This is a genomic window from Serratia sp. OS31 (genome assembly GCF_014164835.1).
GTDB classification, from domain to species: domain Bacteria; phylum Pseudomonadota; class Gammaproteobacteria; order Enterobacterales; family Enterobacteriaceae; genus Serratia; species Serratia liquefaciens_A.
The window spans coordinates 1-17611 of sequence record NZ_JACJFQ010000054.1 but is presented as its reverse complement, the minus strand read 5'-3'; the positions used below and the strand labels follow the sequence as shown (position 1 = coordinate 17611).

General features: G+C 48.0%; 16 protein-coding genes and 1 pseudogene. 14 read left to right on the top strand and 3 right to left on the bottom strand.

The genetic code is table 11. The features are described 5' to 3' along the window. Positions 1-266: 266 nt before the first annotated feature. Both H5P17_RS25315 and H5P17_RS25310 read right to left on the bottom strand, forming a co-directional pair. Positions 267-839 (bottom strand): LuxR C-terminal-related transcriptional regulator, encoded by a 573-nt coding sequence (locus H5P17_RS25315; protein ID WP_182825774.1) that lies wholly within the window; start codon positions 837-839, stop codon positions 267-269. A gap of 105 nt (positions 840-944) precedes the next feature. Continuing rightward, complete coding sequence (locus H5P17_RS25310) at positions 945-1607, bottom strand: helix-turn-helix domain-containing protein (RefSeq protein WP_182825772.1); 663 nt, start codon at positions 1605-1607, stop codon at positions 945-947. A 163-nt stretch (positions 1608-1770) separates the two neighbouring features. Between H5P17_RS25310 and H5P17_RS25305 the strand changes: the two genes are divergently transcribed. The 14 genes from H5P17_RS25305 (at position 1771) to H5P17_RS25240 (ending at position 15160) form a co-directional block, all read left to right on the top strand. After that, a complete protein-coding gene (locus H5P17_RS25305; protein WP_182825771.1) occupies positions 1771-2328 on the top strand; it encodes a tyrosine-type DNA invertase in 558 nt (185 codons plus the stop codon). 480 nt (positions 2329-2808) lie between these two features. Beyond that, positions 2809-3348 (top strand): fimbrial protein, encoded by a 540-nt coding sequence (locus H5P17_RS25300; protein ID WP_182825770.1) that lies wholly within the window; start codon positions 2809-2811, stop codon positions 3346-3348. Between the two features lie 107 nt (positions 3349-3455). Then, on the top strand, positions 3456-4178 hold the full coding sequence (locus tag H5P17_RS25295; protein WP_182825769.1) for a molecular chaperone: 723 nt from the start codon (positions 3456-3458) through the stop codon (positions 4176-4178). 52 nt (positions 4179-4230) lie between these two features. After that, complete coding sequence (locus H5P17_RS25290) at positions 4231-6780, top strand: fimbria/pilus outer membrane usher protein (RefSeq protein WP_182825768.1); 2550 nt, start codon at positions 4231-4233, stop codon at positions 6778-6780. Between the two features lie 110 nt (positions 6781-6890). Next, entirely contained in the window at positions 6891-7982 is a 1092-nt protein-coding gene (locus H5P17_RS25285; protein WP_182825767.1) for a fimbrial protein, read from the top strand. Between the two features lie 9 nt (positions 7983-7991). Further along, positions 7992-8516, top strand: a complete 525-nt coding sequence (locus tag H5P17_RS25280; protein WP_182825766.1) for a fimbrial protein — start codon at positions 7992-7994, stop codon at positions 8514-8516. A 338-nt stretch (positions 8517-8854) separates the two neighbouring features. Beyond that, positions 8855-9916, top strand: coding sequence for a porin OmpA (gene ompA / locus H5P17_RS25275; protein ID WP_182825765.1), 1062 nt, complete (start codon positions 8855-8857; stop codon positions 9914-9916). A 427-nt stretch (positions 9917-10343) separates the two neighbouring features. Continuing rightward, a complete protein-coding gene (locus H5P17_RS25270; RefSeq protein ID WP_182825764.1) occupies positions 10344-10646 on the top strand; it encodes a hypothetical protein in 303 nt (100 codons plus the stop codon). 233 nt (positions 10647-10879) lie between these two features. Further along, entirely contained in the window at positions 10880-12478 is a 1599-nt protein-coding gene (locus tag H5P17_RS25265; protein ID WP_182825763.1) for an FKBP-type peptidyl-prolyl cis-trans isomerase N-terminal domain-containing protein, read from the top strand. Positions 12479-12576: 98 nt separating this feature from the next. Further along, a complete protein-coding gene (locus H5P17_RS25260) occupies positions 12577-12783 on the top strand; it encodes a hypothetical protein (protein ID WP_182825762.1) in 207 nt (68 codons plus the stop codon). A gap of 95 nt (positions 12784-12878) precedes the next feature. Beyond that, entirely contained in the window at positions 12879-13397 is a 519-nt protein-coding gene (locus H5P17_RS25255) for a Dabb family protein (RefSeq protein WP_255477996.1), read from the top strand. Between the two features lie 79 nt (positions 13398-13476). Continuing rightward, positions 13477-13803: a CaiF/GrlA family transcriptional regulator gene (locus H5P17_RS25250; RefSeq protein WP_182825761.1), complete on the top strand. Its 327-nt coding sequence runs from the start codon at positions 13477-13479 to the stop codon at positions 13801-13803. Between the two features lie 149 nt (positions 13804-13952). Beyond that, positions 13953-14492 carry a spore coat U domain-containing protein gene (locus H5P17_RS25245; RefSeq protein ID WP_182825760.1) on the top strand — a complete coding sequence of 180 codons (540 nt, stop codon included), beginning with the start codon at positions 13953-13955 and terminating at the stop codon, positions 14490-14492. 239 nt (positions 14493-14731) lie between these two features. After that, on the top strand, positions 14732-15160 hold the full coding sequence (locus H5P17_RS25240) for a DoxX family protein (protein WP_182825759.1): 429 nt from the start codon (positions 14732-14734) through the stop codon (positions 15158-15160). A gap of 1789 nt (positions 15161-16949) precedes the next feature. On the opposite strand, the pseudogene H5P17_RS25235 reads toward H5P17_RS25240, so the two are convergent. After that, a pseudogene (locus tag H5P17_RS25235) lies at positions 16950-17611 on the bottom strand (hypothetical protein); the annotation flags it as partial.

The window sequence follows — 17611 nt, the reverse complement described above, 5'->3', positions numbered from 1 at the left end:
ATTCCCCTCAAGGTCAGCTTATCCTCTCCTTACGTAATGTTGCTCAAACATTAACGGTATCATCAACTCTTCCCCATACAATGTCTCAATTAGATAAATGAGATAAAAAAACAACTGCGGCCAACCCAGAAAGACACATTAAAAAAATAGCTATGGACAGAATATAAAACCCCACACTCTTCAGATACGCACTCATGAATCCCCCTTTATTTTATTTGGTTCCTATACCACATTACCTCTGTGTTTTCACCATGCGGAAATTATGTTTAAATCACAAAAGCATATTTATACAACGCTAATAACTCGACATTGTTTTTTACACCGAGTTTCCTCATGGCGCTACGTTTATGGGTACTGACGGTTTTTATTGTTAAGTTCATTTTTTTCGCTATGTGATGGGAGTTATATCCAGTCATGAAATAACTGATGGCCCGCGACTCCTGAGGTGTCAGACTGATATCATAAGGCTCTATAAAGTCGATGGAGGCCACGTGCACAGGACCTTCTCGAAGGAAGCCACATATTTTTTCCAGCTGAAACATTAAAGATGTCAAGGAATCTGATTTTTTTATGATCCCATTTAACGTATGTTGAGTTATCAAGTGTCGTACAAAACGAGTCGATATCTCGCTCCAAAGCAAAAACGGTTTGTTGATCCAATGCAATTGAATTTCTTTCATAAAGAGATAAAAATCGATAATGCTTTCTGATTTTCCATGTATCTCCATGATAAGAAAGTCAAAAGGCGTCTTTCTTATTACCTGTCTCAGTGTCGCCAGACTGTCAACGGCAGCAACGACAACAGTCTGAGGGAGGTATGTCTGAATAAATAGCATCATACTGTGACGCAAAAATCCCAAGGGCTCCATCAGGATAATACGTATGGGAGGGGGGCTCTCTGGAAGATATGCTGTAATTTTAGGCTCGTGTACGACCATATTAACCTAATATCTGGTTGGGAGATGGTTGATGGACATCAGACGCCCACGTTGGATATCGATATATCCGCCATGGCGTAAGGCCGAGAGGATCTTCAATATACCACTGCGTGAGAGCTTGGTGTATTGACGAATATATTGCTGCACATTGATATGCATTCGTTCTTGAATGGGTATCGACATCAGCTCAAAGAGTTTCGAACGTACCATCGTGTAAGCATCGACACCGACCAATTGTGAATGATGCAAAATGAGGCGTTGTAAATGATAGATAGCCAGGACGGTTAATTCATACCAGAGCTGGGGATCATGCTTGTGTCGCCACAGTTGATGAGAAGCCACGCACAACATCTGACAGGGTTTTGTGGCCGCGAGAAAGAGGGTGCTGCCATGATGAAACAGTTCGTTAAGGCCAAATATGGCGGGGGCTGCGTCGGCATCGAGATGCAGTTCATCGGGGTGACGGATGAGGGAAAAACTTCCTTCGGTAATGAGCCAGAAAAAGTCCCCATTGGCCGTCAGCGTTTCACCTTCCCGTAACGAAACCGTGTGACCAATATCACTAAAACGATGTATCAGGCTTTGGAGGACCTCCTGAGGTTTATGCGAATGATGCCAAGAAAGGGGCTCAGAGGGGGTCGGTATGATATGTAAATTCCGTGTTGTCATCGTTCTATCTCCAGATAAAACCCGTGTCCATGTGGTACTCTTATTTGAAATGTGAGTTTAAACAACACATTACCTAAAACTCCGTATATGATGCTCTGTCACCGACATTTACGCGGTGTCTTGTTTCGTGTGGTTGATCATTGTCTAACGAGGAGTAACAACGTTGAGTAAAAGAAAATACCTCACGCATGATGAAGTGAGTCGCTTGTTGAGCGCGTCACGTCAGGGGGTTCATGGCATCAGAGACGAATGCCTGATCAAGATCTGTTTTATCCACGGTTTTAGAGTCAGCGAGTTATCGTCATTAACGCTGTCAGATGTTGACTTATCGAGTAAAGTCATTCGAATTAACAGACTCAAAAAAGGATTTTCCACAATACACCCTCTATTAAAAAACGAAATAACGCTGCTGAGCCAATGGTTGAAGCAAAGAGAACATTGGCGTGGTGCGCATAGCGAATGGTTGTTCCTTTCACAGAAAGGAGGGCGTTTGTCACGTCAACAAATATATAATCTGTTAAAGCAATATGGACAAAAAGCCGATATACCTGTTCCGCTGCATCCACATATGTTGCGACATGCCTGTGGTTATGCCCTGGCAGATAATGGAACGGATACACGATTAATTCAGGATTATTTGGGACACCGAAATATCCGACACACCGTTCTTTATACTGCGAGTAATGCTGCGCGATTTAGAGGAGTATGGCAAAGAGATTAAAAGAAAAACAAGACACTTAGGACCAAACTGTAAATAAGATTAAATCAAGAACAAGAAAAGTCAATTCCATTCATAATCCATTAGTGGATTTTAATTTTAACACTATGTTTACATTGGATTTTTCATGCAAGGACGCTCAAGTCGTTAAGTATTTACGCTCTATTTCATCGACCCTCCCTGGTCTCCCTCCCTCGTTACCCCCTCTCCCCTGCTAGCAGCATTGGTTTAAAATTCAACAAAGCAACAAGAAAAACAACAATAAAAAGTTTAAAAAACTAATTTATTCACAATAATTAGATGAAAACTCCAAACTGAACAATTTGGTCCTAATTGTCTCGTTTAATTGTGCGCTTCTTTCGAGGGATAAGGCAAAAACCTGCCAATTAAGCGCAATAAGAATCCAGGGGAGGACCAAACAGACAGGCACCACTTACTTCTCTTAGAGGTGGTGATAAATATTGTGTTATGGAGTTTAAAAGTATGAAAAAGCAAATTATTTCGCTGATTATGGCAACGGTTGTGAGTGGCGCAACTTGGGTTTCTGCCGCCCAGGCTTCTGATGGTTCCGTGCACTTCACTGGCGAGATTATCGATACTACCTGTCAAGTTAATGAGGGCTTGCCAAACCCACTGGAAGTGGATTTGGGTAAAGTGGCACGGAGTTCATTCAAGTCTACGGCCGGGACCACAAGTGGTACCCATTCCTTCCAGATTAAATTGTCAGGCTGCCCTGCCACGCTGAATAGCGTGCAGATCCGTTTTGAGGGCATGGAAGATCCGGCCAACCTGGATTTGCTGAAGCTGAGCCCTGAAGCCGGTGTGGCGGAAGGGGTAGCTATTGAGTTGCTGGATGGTTTTAGCAATACACCAATCCCAATGCGTGAAACCTCAACCACTATTTATCCAGTCACTGCCGGTAATGCAACACTAAATCTGGCCGCTCGCTACAAGTCTACCGTAGCGGATGTGGTGGCCGGTAAAGCGAATGCGACCACTGATTTCACCATTATTTACCCGTAAATTTTACGCGCAGTAGTTATTAAAGGCGCAAAGCCCCCCCTTTGCGCCTTATCTCACGTATTCATTTTGGCTAAAAAATAGACAATACAACAGAGTGGCGATTCGCAATGAACCAAAAATCGACAGTACTGCAACGGGTATGTGCATTATTGCTTGGACTTTATGTCGTCAGCGCACACGCAGGCGTGATTGTTGGCGGCACCCGCTTGGTATATGACGGCAACAAGCGAGAAAGCGCTATTTCGGTAAAAAACCCCGATAAAACGCCCTACCTTATTCAATCATGGGTCGATAGTGATGGCGCTGATGGCAAACAAAAAGGGGGGGCTAAGCCGCCTTTTGTTGTGACGCCGCCGTTGTTTCGACTGGATGCCGGCAATGAAAACCAGATCCGCATTATCCGGGCTGGCGGGGCATTACCCGAAGACCGGGAGTCGGTATTTTGGCTGAACGTGAAATCCATCCCAGCCACGCCATCAAGCGCAAGCGCAACGAATGCCAATCTGCTGCAAATCTCGGTCAAGTCGCGCATCAAATTATTCTATCGACCGGACAGTCTTAAGAACAAACACGAAGACGAGTTATATCCGCAGGTGACGTTTCAACGTCAGGGAAATGCACTTCAGGTCACCAATGCTTCGCCGTATTACTTGACTTTCTACTCCCTGAAAGTGGGGGCCGCCAGTGTCGATACCAGCAACATCATGCTACCTCCCAAAGGCAGCGCTCATTACACATTGCCGGCGGGGGGAACCGGCGGTCAGGTGAGCTGGCAGCTAATCAATGATTATGGCGGGTACTCAAAGCCGCAGACGTCGATGGTGAATTAACCCACTGAGTGACAATGAAAAAGAATAAAGGGGAGAGGGATTACTTATGCGTATGAAGAGAATATTGTCCACGGTGCCACCGTCGTCGCGGCGTTCATGCGGGGTTCTTGTTTTGGGGGCAGTGGCGTTGTCTACCCTGTCGTCCGGCGTTCAGGCGCGGGATGAGTTTAACCTGTATGCATTGGAAATCGACAACCCGATGAGCGTACCCAAGGATCTGTCGATGTTTTCCGACCCGGGAGGGCAGGCGCCTGGTACCTACCGGGTTGACGTGTATATGAATGGGGAATTGCAGGATACCCAAGATATCATCTTTGTGGCTGGGAGTGATGGCAAGCTGGTGCCGCAACTGACACCGGCCCAGCTTGATGAATGGGGTGTCAAGCTGGCGGCGGCGCCGGCGCTGCAAGGTGTGGACAAGGGGAAGGTGATAACCGACCTGCCGCTTTACATTCCGCAAGCCACCACGCGGTTTGACTTTTCGCTGCAGCGATTGGAGCTCACGGTGCCACAGGCCTTGATGGACCTGACGGCTCGCGGGGCTGTCGATCCCAAATACTGGGATGAAGGGGTGCCGGCATTGATGACCAGTTATCAGTTCAGCGGGGGCAACTCCTGGCAGCGAGGACAGAGCGATAGCGGGCGTAGCGACAACTATTTTCTGGGGTTGCGCTCAGGGGCAAACTTGGGGGCCTGGCGTTTGCGTAACAACAGCGTCTGGAGCGCTTATAAAGACAGTAAAGGGGAAACGCAGCAGCACTGGAACTCCAATGAGACCTATCTGCAGCGGGATGTCCCTCCTGTGGAAGGGCAATTGACACTGGGTGACAGCTACACGCCGTCGGATGTTTTTGACAGTGTGCAGTTTCGGGGGGCGCAACTGGCGTCCGATGACAGCATGCTGCCGGACAGCATGCGTGGCTTTGCGCCAACGGTGCGCGGCATTGCCAACAGTAACGCCCGGGTTACGGTTAAGCAGAATGGGGCGGTAATTTATCAGACGTATGTACCGCCTGGTGCCTTTGTGTTGAACGACCTGTATCCGACGGCTTCCAGTGGCGACTTGACGGTGACTATCACGGAAGCAGATGGACGGGAGCGCAGTTTTGTACAGCCGTTCTCCAGTGTGCCGATGATGCAGCGCGAGGGGCGGTTGAAGTATGCCTTCACCGTGGGGAAATACCGTTCAAGCAGCCAGTATAACGATGAACCGGTATTGGGGCAGCTCTCCATGCTGTACGGTTTGCCGCGGGACCTGACCATTTACGGTGGGTTCCAGACATCCCATCTGTATAACTCGCTGGCCCTGGGGTTAGGGGTGAGTCTGGGGGGTATCGGGTCATTGGCGGCAGATGTGAAACAGGCCTACACCACGATGTCAGATGGCAAAAGCCAGAAAGGGCAGTCGTACGGTTTCCAATATTCCAAAGCGGTGTTGGACACCGGCTCTACGTTGACACTCGCGGCCTATCGGTATTCTACGGAAGGGTATTACACCTTTAATGAGGCCCTGAACTACAAGTCAGAGTCAGAAGGTTACTTCTTTAACTCGCGATATAACCAGCGGACGAAGTTGCAAGTGAACTTTTCGCAGACGTTGAGAGACTGGGGTTCCTTGTCCTTGACGGCCTACCAGCGTGATTTTTGGAATACGCCGGGGACTGAACGGAACATCAGCGTTGGCTACAACAACTCGTGGGACAACATCACGTACGGCGTGGCATATACCTACAGTAAGCAACCCTTTGGTGAGGGCAATGACCAGCAGGTGGCGTTGAACGTCAGTATTCCGCTGGACCGTTGGTTGCCACGAGCTTGGGCGAACGCAAGCGTGATGCATTCGAAAGGTGGGGCGACGACCTATCAGACGGGCATCAGCGGAACGGCATTGGAAGACAACAACTTGAGCTACAGCCTGTCGGAAGGGTATGGCACCCGAGGCGTGGGGAACAGTGGGTCGACGAGTGCGACATACCAGGGGCGCTTGGCAACGGTGCGGGGCGGCTACAACTACAGCCCGAACAACCGTCAGGTCAACTACGGTATCGACGGGGCCGTGGTGGTTCACCCGAATGGAATAACGTTGTCGCAGCCGTTGTCGGGTAATGCGCCGATTGCCATCGTACGGGCGCCGGGGGCAGCCGGGGCAAAAGTCATGAACAACACGGGGGTGCGTACCGACTGGCGTGGATATGCGGTGGTGCCGTATCTGACGCCGTATCGCCGTTCGCAGGTCTCACTTGACCCGGCCAGTTTGCCGGAGGATGTGGACATGGACGGCAACGTGAAGTCGGTGGTGCCAACTTCAGGTGCAGTGGTGGTGGCGGATTACAAAACCCGGATTGGTCTGCGAGTTTTGATGACCTTGATGAAGGGCGGTCAGCCGGTGCCGTTCGGTGCAACGGTGTCACTGGTGGGTGAGTCGGGAAGCAGTGGCATTGTGGGTGATGGCGGCCAGGTGTATCTGAGCGGTGTGCCGCAGAGTGGCAGCGTGCTGGCGAAGTGGGGTAGTGGTGCGTCACAACAGTGTCGTGCGAGCTTCAGTCTACCGGGCCAGACAAGCGGTGCGATGCCGGCGCAGACTCAGATGCAGTGTCTGTAATGTTCAAGTCGGGTGAAAAAAGAATGAATGTATTTTTTCACCTGTAATTTGTCGTGGACCATGGGTGGTCGTCGGCGGGTTAAATGAGAAGATTAAAAAGAGTGGTTGCCATGAATGTTATCAACAATGAGTCTACCAAGATGATATTACCCATGAACAAGAAGCGCGGTCAGTGGCGTTATGGCGCCCGGATAACCTTTTTATTAGGGATGTTTGCTTTTTGTATGGATGCTTATGCGGCGAAAATCCCAAGCTGTCATATAACTGCAGGCAGTGCTGATTTACCGTTTAATTTTGGAACAATAAGTGTTCCACCTTCTTTGCCTATTGGGGGGCAAATAGCGAAATACACTTTCTCCAACCACAATGAGATGATATGTCCAATCGCAGGAGGTTATGAAAACCGCATAGGGTATACAATTGTGCCTGGAGATGAGTCGAGTTACCACTGGTTCTTTAAAACTCCAATTCCTGGTGTGGGAGTTCAAGTCACTTTTACGCAGTCATGGTATAACGAAGATAATATGGGTGGCATTGTCGGTCCCGTGGAGCGAATAGTACAGGCATATGCCCTAACTAATGTAACGCACTTTGTCTATACTGAATCTGTCACGGTTGAGTTGAAAAAGATTGGCGATGTGTCCCCCGGTCAATGGATGCCGCCGTCTGATCTTGCATACGCTAAAGTTCGAGTTAGACGCACACCTCATACGGATTCATTAGGCTATACGGAAGATTCTGATCTCTATCTTCGAGCTCGAGTTTTTTCAACGGGTCCTTTAACCATACAGGTTCCGGGGTGTGAACTCACGTCCCAGAACTCGCTCAATGTCTCTCTCGATAATTGGCAAAGCGATTTCTTTACCGGTCTCGGTAAAACCACCAGAGAAGAAAAAGTGCCGGTAACTTTAAATTGTGGTGCAGGCGCTCGCGTCAATGCCATGGTCGCGGCGACCGTAGACACCGATAACTCAAGTGCCATTGCGTTGACTAATGGCGCGGGGACAGCCACCGGGGTAGGGGTGCAAATTCTGCAAAACAATAGCCCCATTACCCTGAATCAGCCATTTATCGTGAATGATAAAGTGAACGGCACCGGTATATATGAGCTGCCCTGGACTGCTCGTTACATCCAGACGGCTGGCACTGTCACCGCCGGTCAAGCCAATGCGTCTGCAACCTTAACCCTTAGCTATGAGTGAGGAGACATGATGAACAAGAACCTGGCTCTTTTCCTCTGCCTGTCACTGCCCGCCTTGATGCTGATGGTCGTGCCGGCCCGCGCGGAGACAGTCCTCCTCAATTTTGAAGGCAGCATTAGTCAAGCAGGCTGTTCCGTGCGCGATGCGGCTACTGAACCACCGGTTATTCTTGGACGTTGGGGGACCAATCAGTTTGCAGGGGACGGGATGTCGCCACCTGTGCCCTTTACCCTAAAACTCAATTGCCCTGACGCCAAGCAGGCTACCATTACCTTCTCCGGTACCGCAGATAGTAATGATAATACCCTGCTTAAAATTGACGGTGGTACCGGCGTTGCCAGTGGTGTGGGGATCCGTATTGAAGACAGCAACAGAAACCCCATTAACCTGGCTTCGCCATCGGCCATGATGACGCTGGCATCAGGCAATAATGACCTGCAGTTCTTTGCGCGTTATAAAGCCACGACGTCGCCAGCGGTGGTCAGCGTCGGCGCCGCCAATGCCACTGCCCAGTTTACGCTCAATTATCAGTAGGTATCTGAACCCCGTTAGAGTCGCTGTTCTTAATAAGATGAAGGGAGGCCATTATTCCGCACCAGGGCCCGACATGGAGGGTGGGTATAGGTGCGGATATTTTTGTGCCTAATGGGGCCTGTTGTGATGTGAGCAATTGGCACGTTCAACCAAGTGACAATATTTCGCATGGCCCGGCTAACAGGAAAACAACAAAGCAGATTCTATATCTTGCTTTCTGTTCAGCCTTTATTACCCATGCCTGTGAGTTCTATTTAATGTCAGAATGAATATATATGGCTGTTATCGGTCAGCACATTAAATAATGACTAAGTCTAAATAATTCGTGGAGTTCATACATGGAACGCTTGAAAAATAAATCCGCCAAGGGGCTGGCCTGTTTCTTGCCTGGAGTTCTCTTGGGGGTGGTGTTAGTGCCGGCTGCCAATGCTGCAAAAGCCGGGGATACCTATCTGGGTGCCAAGGCCAGCTGGTCTGATTATTACAATGTCTCTCTCCCTGCCAGTGCCGGTAAGGACGCCCGGCTGACCGGTAGCAGCGTTGGCGGTGGGGCCTTTCTGGGCTATCAGTTTACGGACTGGCTCGCCGTGGAAGGTGGGTACGATTACCTGGGAAATGCGCATATCGGACGCAGCCAGGCGCCGGGGATCAGCCAAAGTAACCACGGCATTCAGCTAGGTATCAAATTAAGTGCGCCCCTCACCCCTGATTGGTCAGTGTATGCCCGGGCCGGTGCGATGGGCTGGCGCTCCGAAGCGCGTCAGGCGGGAAACACTTCAGCCGACACAGGGGTTAGCCCACTGGCTGCATTAGGTACGGAGATTGCGCTCAGTGATGCACTTGCCTTACGCCTGGAGTACCAATATGTGGCCAGTGTGGGGGAGGGGGGAAATAACGGCGTCGTGCTTGATAATGGGCAGACCAGCCTCGGCATTGTCTACCGATTTGCAGGTAAACCGGCATCGGCTCCTGTGCTGACGCCGGTGTCTCAGCTTGCCCCGGTGGCGTCAGCGCCTCGGACCTTTACATTAAGCGCCGATGCCCTCTTTGGGTTTAACTCTACCGTGCTGACACCGGCAGGACAACGGGATATTTCTCAACTGGCACAGCAGCTGCAGGAAAAAGTAAAACGCACCGACAACATGCAGGTCTCGGTGGTGGGGCATGCCGACCGACTGGGAACCCCAGCATATAACCAGCGTCTCTCTCAACGTCGGGCCGATGCTGTGGCGGCCAGTCTGCACCAGGCGGGCGTGCCGAAAGTCATGATCCATACTGAGGGGCGCGGTGCAACCGAGTCCGTCACTGATGCGCAGTGCCATGACGGGCTTCAGCGCCGTTCACTGATTGAATGTTTAGCCCCTGATCGCAGAGTCACAGTAACGGTTTCCAATAAGTAAAGTCTGGTGAGAGGGGAACGGCCAAGGTTCCCCATATTACAGGAGGGGGAAATATGCATGAACATATACAAGTTTGGGTGACAATTCTTGTGATACTTCTGGTAGTTTGCCTTTTTTCTTTGATTCAACATGCTCGATGGGTCTGGCGGCGTAAATTACGTCAAGGTCACAAAAAATAGTCCTGCGCCTGTGGGAATAATCGTTTTTCGTGTGTTAATTAAAAACGTTCATGAATAACTTGAGGTCGATTGTGATAGCTATTTTTGAGTTTGTTCGCCTGCGGGATGCAATGCATCGGTGTTTTCGCTCAGTGTTGGTTCTGATGTTTATGGTATTGGGAGGGTGTGCTGAACCTGACTCTATTTCCGTCAATAGCACGCCTTCCGGGGATGTATCTCAGGCTGCGCAACCGGTTGCTCCGCCCCCTTTGCCATCAGAGATATCTACCGCCTCGACCACGACTCGCACATCACTGTCCATTGACCAGTGCCGCAAAGCGCTGGATTCGTTAAGGGTCATCAGTCCGGCTACCTATCGCCAGAAAAAAGCTTATTTCGATAGCCTGGTCACGTCGGTTTCGCAGTACAGCTCGGTGAGGGGGGAGGTCGGGGTTGGAACGCGCGATACGGTGGATGCGCTTTACAAGTTCAAGACCGGACAGGTGTGTGCAGAGATTGAACATCAAGTGATGAATGCGTTGGTCCGTCGTATTGACAAAGGCTCGCAGTAATGGGGTGCCGTTATTGTCGGGCAGGAGCCACTGTCTTGCTAGTCTTGGGGGCGTTGAATGTGGGACGGTTGGCACATGCTGAACCGCCCCAAGACAACGCCTTGCAAACGCTGGAGTCGCTGGCCAATCAGGATGCAGGCGATATCCCCGCATTGCTTGCGGCACCCACATCAAAGTCAGTCGTACCGCCCTCCCCAGGTCGAACGACAAGGTCAGGGGAAGTTAGCCGGTTGATGAAAACCCTGCGTACACAGCAAGCTGAATTGGGGCGTCAGGAGGCCGAGTTGACCCGGTTAAGGCAAGCTTCACGTGCCCAGGCGAACGGTCAGTCCCTTCAGCAACAAAAAGAAGAGACGGAGCGTAAAGAACATATGGTCTTGCTTGAACAGCTTTCGGTGACAAAGGCGTCACTGCAGGAAAAGGAAAGGCAGTTGCTTCAGCTCCAGTCGCGTTTGAAGCAACTCGAACAACGTCAGGCTGCAGGTTCGCAACAATCTGACCAAGCGCGGAAGCTGCTGGAAGCGCGTGAGGGGGAGATCAAGCAACATCAGCGTCAACTGGAAACGCTTAATGCACAGGTTGCGGCGATCACACTGCAGTATAACCATGCGCAGCAGGAGGCGGCTTCGTCAACTCAGGCGCTGAAAGCGCGAGAGGAAGAACTGAAAACGCTGAGACAGCAAGTGGCTCAATTGACCAGCAAAGTGAATGCGGAGCAGCAGCAGCAGCAGGCAGGGGAGAAACTGCGTGTATCGTTGAGCGCGGAGCTGCAGGGGAAAAATCAGGCATTGGCCAGCAATAACCAGGCCCTTAAAGAGATGACGGAATCTCTGCGAGAACAGAAACAGCTGTCGAGCCAGTTGAGCAGTAACCGGAGCGTGGTGCAGCAACAGTTATTGGGAGCAGAGAAGCAGCGTCAACAACTGGAAAATGATCTGTTGAAGAAAAGTCAGGCACTGACGGATCTGATGAAGGAAACAAAAGAAAATGCCCGGGTCGCACAGGCACAATCTGCGGAACTGCAAACGGCAAAAGCCTCATTGGCGGAAATGAAGCTGCGCATAGAAAAGCAAACGACTCAAATTGCGCAGGGGGAAAAAAACCTCGAATTGAAAGCGGGTGAAATGAGTGCGTTAGTAAATACGCTGGATACACTTAAAAAACAGATGAAAGAGACGTCGTTGGGTGCCCCAGACAGTGCTTTGCGTCAGCAGGCGTATGCTGTGGGTACGTCGCTAGGACGTGATGTGCTCAAACTGTTCCAGGAACGGCAATCTCAGGGGGCTGATCTGGAGTTACGTTGGGTGCAGGAGGGGGTGGTTGATGCGCTGAATAATACTTATCGCTTGGATGAAAAAGGCCGTAACAAGGCGCTGTTTGATAGTTCAGTGCGGGTACAGCAAACCCTGAAGGTGCAAAAAGCCAAAGCGGAGGCGGCCGGAAAACAGTTTGTGAAGACCTTCCGTCAGCAACAAGGGGTGCAGACGTTGGGCGATGGGATGTGGTACCGAATAGAGTATGCCGGCCAGGGCGATATCGGAGAAAACGATGAGGTCTCAGTGATCATGAAGGAAAGTTTGCCAGATGGCACGGTGGTGAGTGATATGGAAACCATCGGAAAAGTGGTGACGCAGCCACTCAAGGATTATCCGCCGGTCTTTAAGGCTGCTCTGCAGAAATTACAGAACCACGGTAGCTTGGTGTTATTGCTTCCTCCGGAAAAAGCGTATGGCGACAGAGGGTTGCCGCCGAAAGTTCCCCCTGGTTCGACCATGGTATATAACATCCGTATTGTTGATGCAGCAGCATCACGGCCACAAGAAGAGCACTGATTGGTTTGGTGGTCAGCCCAAAAAAAGCGCCTTCTTTTTTTGTGGCTTGACTTGTTAGGGTAACAAAATTTCATCAATGGATGAAGGTATACATGTTCATGAAAGAACAATTGAAAAGCATGTTTATGACTTCTTCCGCCGGTATGCTGGCGGTCAGTTTGGTTGTGTTTATGGCTGCCCCAGATAACCCCAAACCACAACCCGACCCTAAAATAGGGCAAGAGCAATGTTTGTGTGTGATTCACATGACGAAAGGGGAGCCGATAATCGGGATGAAGCGAAAGTTCAATCAACGAAGCAATTAGTGTCATGCGATTGGGGGTGGTTTCGCCTTTTCTCTTTCGGGCGATGTTGCCTCTGCATTTCAAGGTGGTGAAGCCATAACACGGAGTGATAACTCATGTTAGTCAGAGTATTTTTCATGGTGATGATGGGGATGTTCAGTGTTCAATCTGTTGCATCATCGAGTATTGAAGCCTCGCTAAGAAATGAAGCGCAAAAAGTCGGATACAAAACATTTACTTCTCCGGGATATAAGTGGGGCACAATGAAACACATTGTTTTATTCAAATATGCAGCCATTGTGACACCCGAACAGAAGGAGGAGGTTATTCGACGTTTTATGGCCTTGCGGTACTCAATGCGCCCGGGCGGCACGGCACCCTATATACAGAGCATTATTCAGGGGCCTCAGAGTAGCGGGGAAGGTGCAGGGCAAGGCTATGAACAAGCTTTTATTGTGACCTTTTCTTCAGAAGGTGACCGAAACTATTATGTTGGTGCACCTATCGTGAATGAGCCTGCATATGTTGACCCTCAACATGATGCGTTTAAAGCCTTTGTCGGCCCTCTGTTAGCGCCACATGGTGCGTTGGTGTTTGACTTTTTAGCCAGCAGCACGAAGGCGTATCAGTTTTAGCTTTTTCGCCCCCCTCTTGAAGGTCTTGTTGAGGTTGTTAGGCATTTTTTAAGGAATAAGCATAATTACAGGAGTGTATATGAAAAAAGGCAATGTGGTGTCAGGGAAGCAAGCCAATCACGGTGACTATTGCCTTCCTCAAGAGATTGCTTACCTTGGGGCGCCGGCGTTATACCTTGCCGTGGCCCATTGGGCGATATTAAGAGGGGGGGCGGTGACGCGAGAGGACATTAGCAGGGCATTCAAAATCAGCCCAGCGCAAGCGACTGGGGTGTTGAATTATATTCATCGAGACAAGAAAGAGACCATTTTAAGCCGAAAAGTGATTAAAAAAGTCAGGTCAGGACATCGTCAGCTGCATCTACGGATTATTGATCTTTTACCGTCATGGGATAAGTGTGCATGATGTTGGTGAATGAATAAAATGTCAGCCTTTACCATGACAAGCGAGGTTTATTATTCTATTCATTATCCGTGTAGGCAATGAAAGTGCGCAATGTTCTGGGCGTGGCGGTGTATTAGTGAATATTCTTTCGAAGGGTAAGGGGTATTAAGATGAAAACGTTTGTAATGGTATTGAGTTCGGTAGTCAGTCTGCTGTCTGTCACCGGTGCCGCTAACGCGGCGGGTACCCTTCAGGGCTCGCTGGGCGTGACATTGACCATTGGGGCGGGTTGCGTTGTAGATGGGGGTGACAGCAGTGGTTCGGTCAATGATTTCGGCTCCATCAGTTTCGGTACTTACTCGTCGCTGGCTAACATTATCGATGCCAGTGCTACCGGTGCCGGAGGGGCTGGCACGTTGTCCCTGACTTGCACCGACGGGACGGACTACACGGTAGCGCTGGACAATGGTCTACACGTAACAGGGGGTACCCAGCGTCGCATGGCCAGCCCGGCGGACGCTTTTATTAACTACAATTTATATCAGGACGCAGCGCGTACCACCACCTGGGGCAGTGGTGCCAATGCGTTGACTGGCGTGGGGACCGGCGCCGCAGTTCCACTGATTGTTTACGGCCGTGTTCCGATGTCCGGCTTGACACCGGCTGCTGGAACCTATAGCGATACTGTCGCCATGATGATCACCTGGTAACCGAGTGACTGGGAGGCAGTAATCTGTCGGCTCTGACTGAGATTCCTCATATACTCATTGGGGGAATGGGGAAAAGAGGTTTTTGTCTATTATTAGATGAAGGAATGGTGGGGAATTGATTGAATATTTATGGTGCAATGATATGTTGTCAATAGTCTTATTTGGTGGCTAGAGCAGATGTTCTGCGCTTCTGCGTGGGATATATATTATAAGCCGTTTTTTTGTATAGGTGATGTTCAATGGGTGGTTTAAGATACTTCAGTCTTAGTCGTTATAAAGATTTCATTTTACTCATCGCTCGTGTATTGATTGTTATACTTTTTATATTATTTGGCTATCCAAAATTGACGGGTTTTAATGAAACTGTACATTACATGGCGTCGTTAGGGGTTTCTGTACCTACTTTCGCAGCAACGATTGCAGTTTTAATGGAAGTTGGCGCATCGATTCTGATCGTTTTAGGTTTTTTTACACGACCAATTGCGCTCGCTTTTGCGTTATACACGGTGGGGGCTGGCATTGTTGGTCATGCCTATTGGCATATGTTCAGTGATATCGTCACCATGAAAGCTAACATGCTTCATTTCTATAAAAATATCAGCATCACAGGTGGTTTTTTATTACTGTCTATAACTGGCCCTGGCGCTTGGTCTCTCGATCGTCATTAAAAACCATATCTTTTACGTAATACAGACACACGAATGCCAATCACTGGTTGCAGATTTATCATGCTATATTTGGATAAAGGTAAGAGGTGACAAGTGATCACTGGAAATGACATGCCTATCCCAGGAAAGATTTATGCTATTCATAAATATCCGTTAATTCATGATAGAGATATAGATGCGGTAACGGTACAGAGTCAATACCATGTCGATCCGGGTTGTTTATCAATGAGGGTGTGGGAGAATAACGAATTCCAACGGTTTGAATGTGTAGAGACGAACGGTTACCTTGGTTTTATTTGTCGTGCAGCGCCGGCTAGTTCTCATGGCGCTTACATCGGTTATGACAGTAATAATACGCTTATATGTAAAGCGCAGTATCAAAAAGAATGGGAGAACATAACTGTGATTAAGCGTATATCTGGAGGATTCGAGTGGTGTATGACAAAGAATCGCATGCGTGTATACGTTGGTGAGCTAGTCATATCGAGAAACTTTTCGACGACATGGGGGTTTAGCTTATGTCCGTGATTTTGTATATATAATTTTGATATTCACATCAAATATCTGCATGTTTTTCTCTGTGGAGATGTTCTTTTTCTGAATCAAAAACGTTACTGATTTCAAGGCTGAAATAACTCTCCTCTGTTGTAACAGTAAAATGGATTTTTGACCCGGGTTATAAAAGCTGCTGAGATGAACAATGCCAGTACACGCTCTGTTCAAAAGGGTCGTATTTATTCCGCATACAGCCTATTTTAGGCACCCTGCGCACCAAATTCCACTCTATTGCGGCGAACATTCTAACCGCAACTGGTAAAGAGAAAGCCGGAATTCGTTATAAAAATTTTATAACAATATATTGTTACTGGAGACTTGATGTATGACTATCAGTGAAGTGACCGACACGTTTAAATCACTGTATGATTGACGTTTCGCTAACAGGATATCTAAGTTTTCTGATGACATTGTTATGAAAGGCATAATACGTCTAATGGTTATGAACTACTGTAGATAGAATCCAGCAGTCTATGTAGTGTCCAGAGTCGTTCCCCTGGATCTAAAATCTTTAATATAACTCCAAAAACGGGGTTTTAAATTTAATATTAAACTTCATCCTGAGGTGTGATGATGGTGGTTTATTTTATTATACAATTTTTCTTAAGTACTCTTGCATTGGTTGTGATTTTTAAGTTTAAAAACAGTAAGGTTCGCAGAGGGTTGTCAGCGTTTATTGCTATGTTTTTTTTCTCTGTGTTATGCATGGTTAATTTAACCCAGCTGTATTTAAACGGTGCGAAAATAATTTATGACCCATTTTTCATCCTGGATGTCATCATGACATGCATCGTGGGAATGGTTGGTTTATTAACCTTGTTGATAGGCTACCTTATAATGAGAAAAATTAAGCAGCAATCCTGAACGGCCTGGTTATTTTACACATAAAAAACATGAAGACCGCTGACTTTACCTTGGCAATGAAAAACTATCAAATAGCTTCAAAAAATGAGTGTTATACCTCTGTGGTCCTCCAACTAAATCATGCCAATAAAATATTCTCGTGGTGAAATAATGCTTGATAAAATTTATTTTTGGATGTTGCAAATAAACTAACCGGGTCACATGCTGTCGAGAGCAAGACGGTTTTATTTGGCATGCCTCTTTTTGTTGTTAATTAGACAGCTAATTTCATGAGGAATACGAGGTTACATACAATACACGGTGACCACATCGATAGTTAAAATTAACAATGCCCGATGAATCTCATCGGGCATTGAATTATACAAACGCATCAATCTATTACAGGGCTGGCCATATTAGCCTCTAAGTCAGAAAATTTTAAACTGGTAAGCGTTACTTCATTATTGGCATCTTTCACAATAATTTCTGAATCAGAATAATACTCGAGCTCAATGTCCTCTGTTGTGTTGATGGCATTAGTTATACCCGCTGATTGCATGATACTTTGTATATCTACTCCCCAAAAATGATGGCCTTGATATTTTTTCTTAAAGTTTATAGCTGCACAACCAACAAGATAAGCTTGGTAGTGAATTCGAACCTTCATTACTCCCCGACTTGCTTTTAACACACTTATGACTGATTCACCAGGCTCTAAAGGAACAGAGACACCCGATGTTGAACCAATAGTGAACGTTTTTGTTTTAGTTCCTTCAATCCCCCAGTTTTGAGTATACTCAATTGATGTTTCTCCTTTTCCTTCTACGCCAAAACTCACACCATAAGTGAATTTCTGACCAACTTTAAAGCTTCCGCCTGTACTCCACTTTGATGAAATAGAGTTTGATAAACTCTCTGAAATAGATACGTTAAAAGTGGGGATTTTCTTTTCAGTGTTGTTAGTGAATTTTTGTGTCTTGACGATAATAGGTATGGAATTTAAAGAAAGCACTTCTGTTTTTACCGGCACAAGTACTCGTTTTACCTGTGGCC

Excerpts from the sequence above, each read along its gene's own strand:
- H5P17_RS25285 (WP_182825767.1), top strand. The coding sequence starts at position 6,891 with ATGAATGTTATCAACAATGAGTCTACCAAGATGATATTACCCATGAAC.
- H5P17_RS25250 (WP_182825761.1), top strand. The coding sequence starts at position 13,477 with ATGAAAAAAGGCAATGTGGTGTCAGGGAAGCAAGCCAATCACGGTGAC.
- ompA (WP_182825765.1), top strand. The coding sequence starts at position 8,855 with ATGGAACGCTTGAAAAATAAATCCGCCAAGGGGCTGGCCTGTTTCTTG.
- H5P17_RS25245 (WP_182825760.1), top strand. The coding sequence starts at position 13,953 with ATGAAAACGTTTGTAATGGTATTGAGTTCGGTAGTCAGTCTGCTGTCT.
- H5P17_RS25295 (WP_182825769.1), top strand. The coding sequence starts at position 3,456 with ATGAACCAAAAATCGACAGTACTGCAACGGGTATGTGCATTATTGCTT.
- H5P17_RS25240 (WP_182825759.1), top strand. The coding sequence starts at position 14,732 with ATGGGTGGTTTAAGATACTTCAGTCTTAGTCGTTATAAAGATTTCATT.
- H5P17_RS25260 (WP_182825762.1), top strand. The coding sequence starts at position 12,577 with ATGAAAGAACAATTGAAAAGCATGTTTATGACTTCTTCCGCCGGTATG.
- H5P17_RS25300 (WP_182825770.1), top strand. The coding sequence starts at position 2,809 with ATGAAAAAGCAAATTATTTCGCTGATTATGGCAACGGTTGTGAGTGGC.
- H5P17_RS25255 (WP_255477996.1), top strand. The coding sequence starts at position 12,879 with ATGTTAGTCAGAGTATTTTTCATGGTGATGATGGGGATGTTCAGTGTT.
- H5P17_RS25265 (WP_182825763.1), top strand. The coding sequence starts at position 10,880 with ATGAAAACCCTGCGTACACAGCAAGCTGAATTGGGGCGTCAGGAGGCC.
- H5P17_RS25310 (WP_182825772.1), bottom strand. The coding sequence starts at position 1,607 with ATGACAACACGGAATTTACATATCATACCGACCCCCTCTGAGCCCCTT.
- H5P17_RS25280 (WP_182825766.1), top strand. The coding sequence starts at position 7,992 with ATGAACAAGAACCTGGCTCTTTTCCTCTGCCTGTCACTGCCCGCCTTG.
- H5P17_RS25290 (WP_182825768.1), top strand. The coding sequence starts at position 4,231 with ATGAAGAGAATATTGTCCACGGTGCCACCGTCGTCGCGGCGTTCATGC.
- H5P17_RS25315 (WP_182825774.1), bottom strand. The coding sequence starts at position 839 with ATGATGCTATTTATTCAGACATACCTCCCTCAGACTGTTGTCGTTGCT.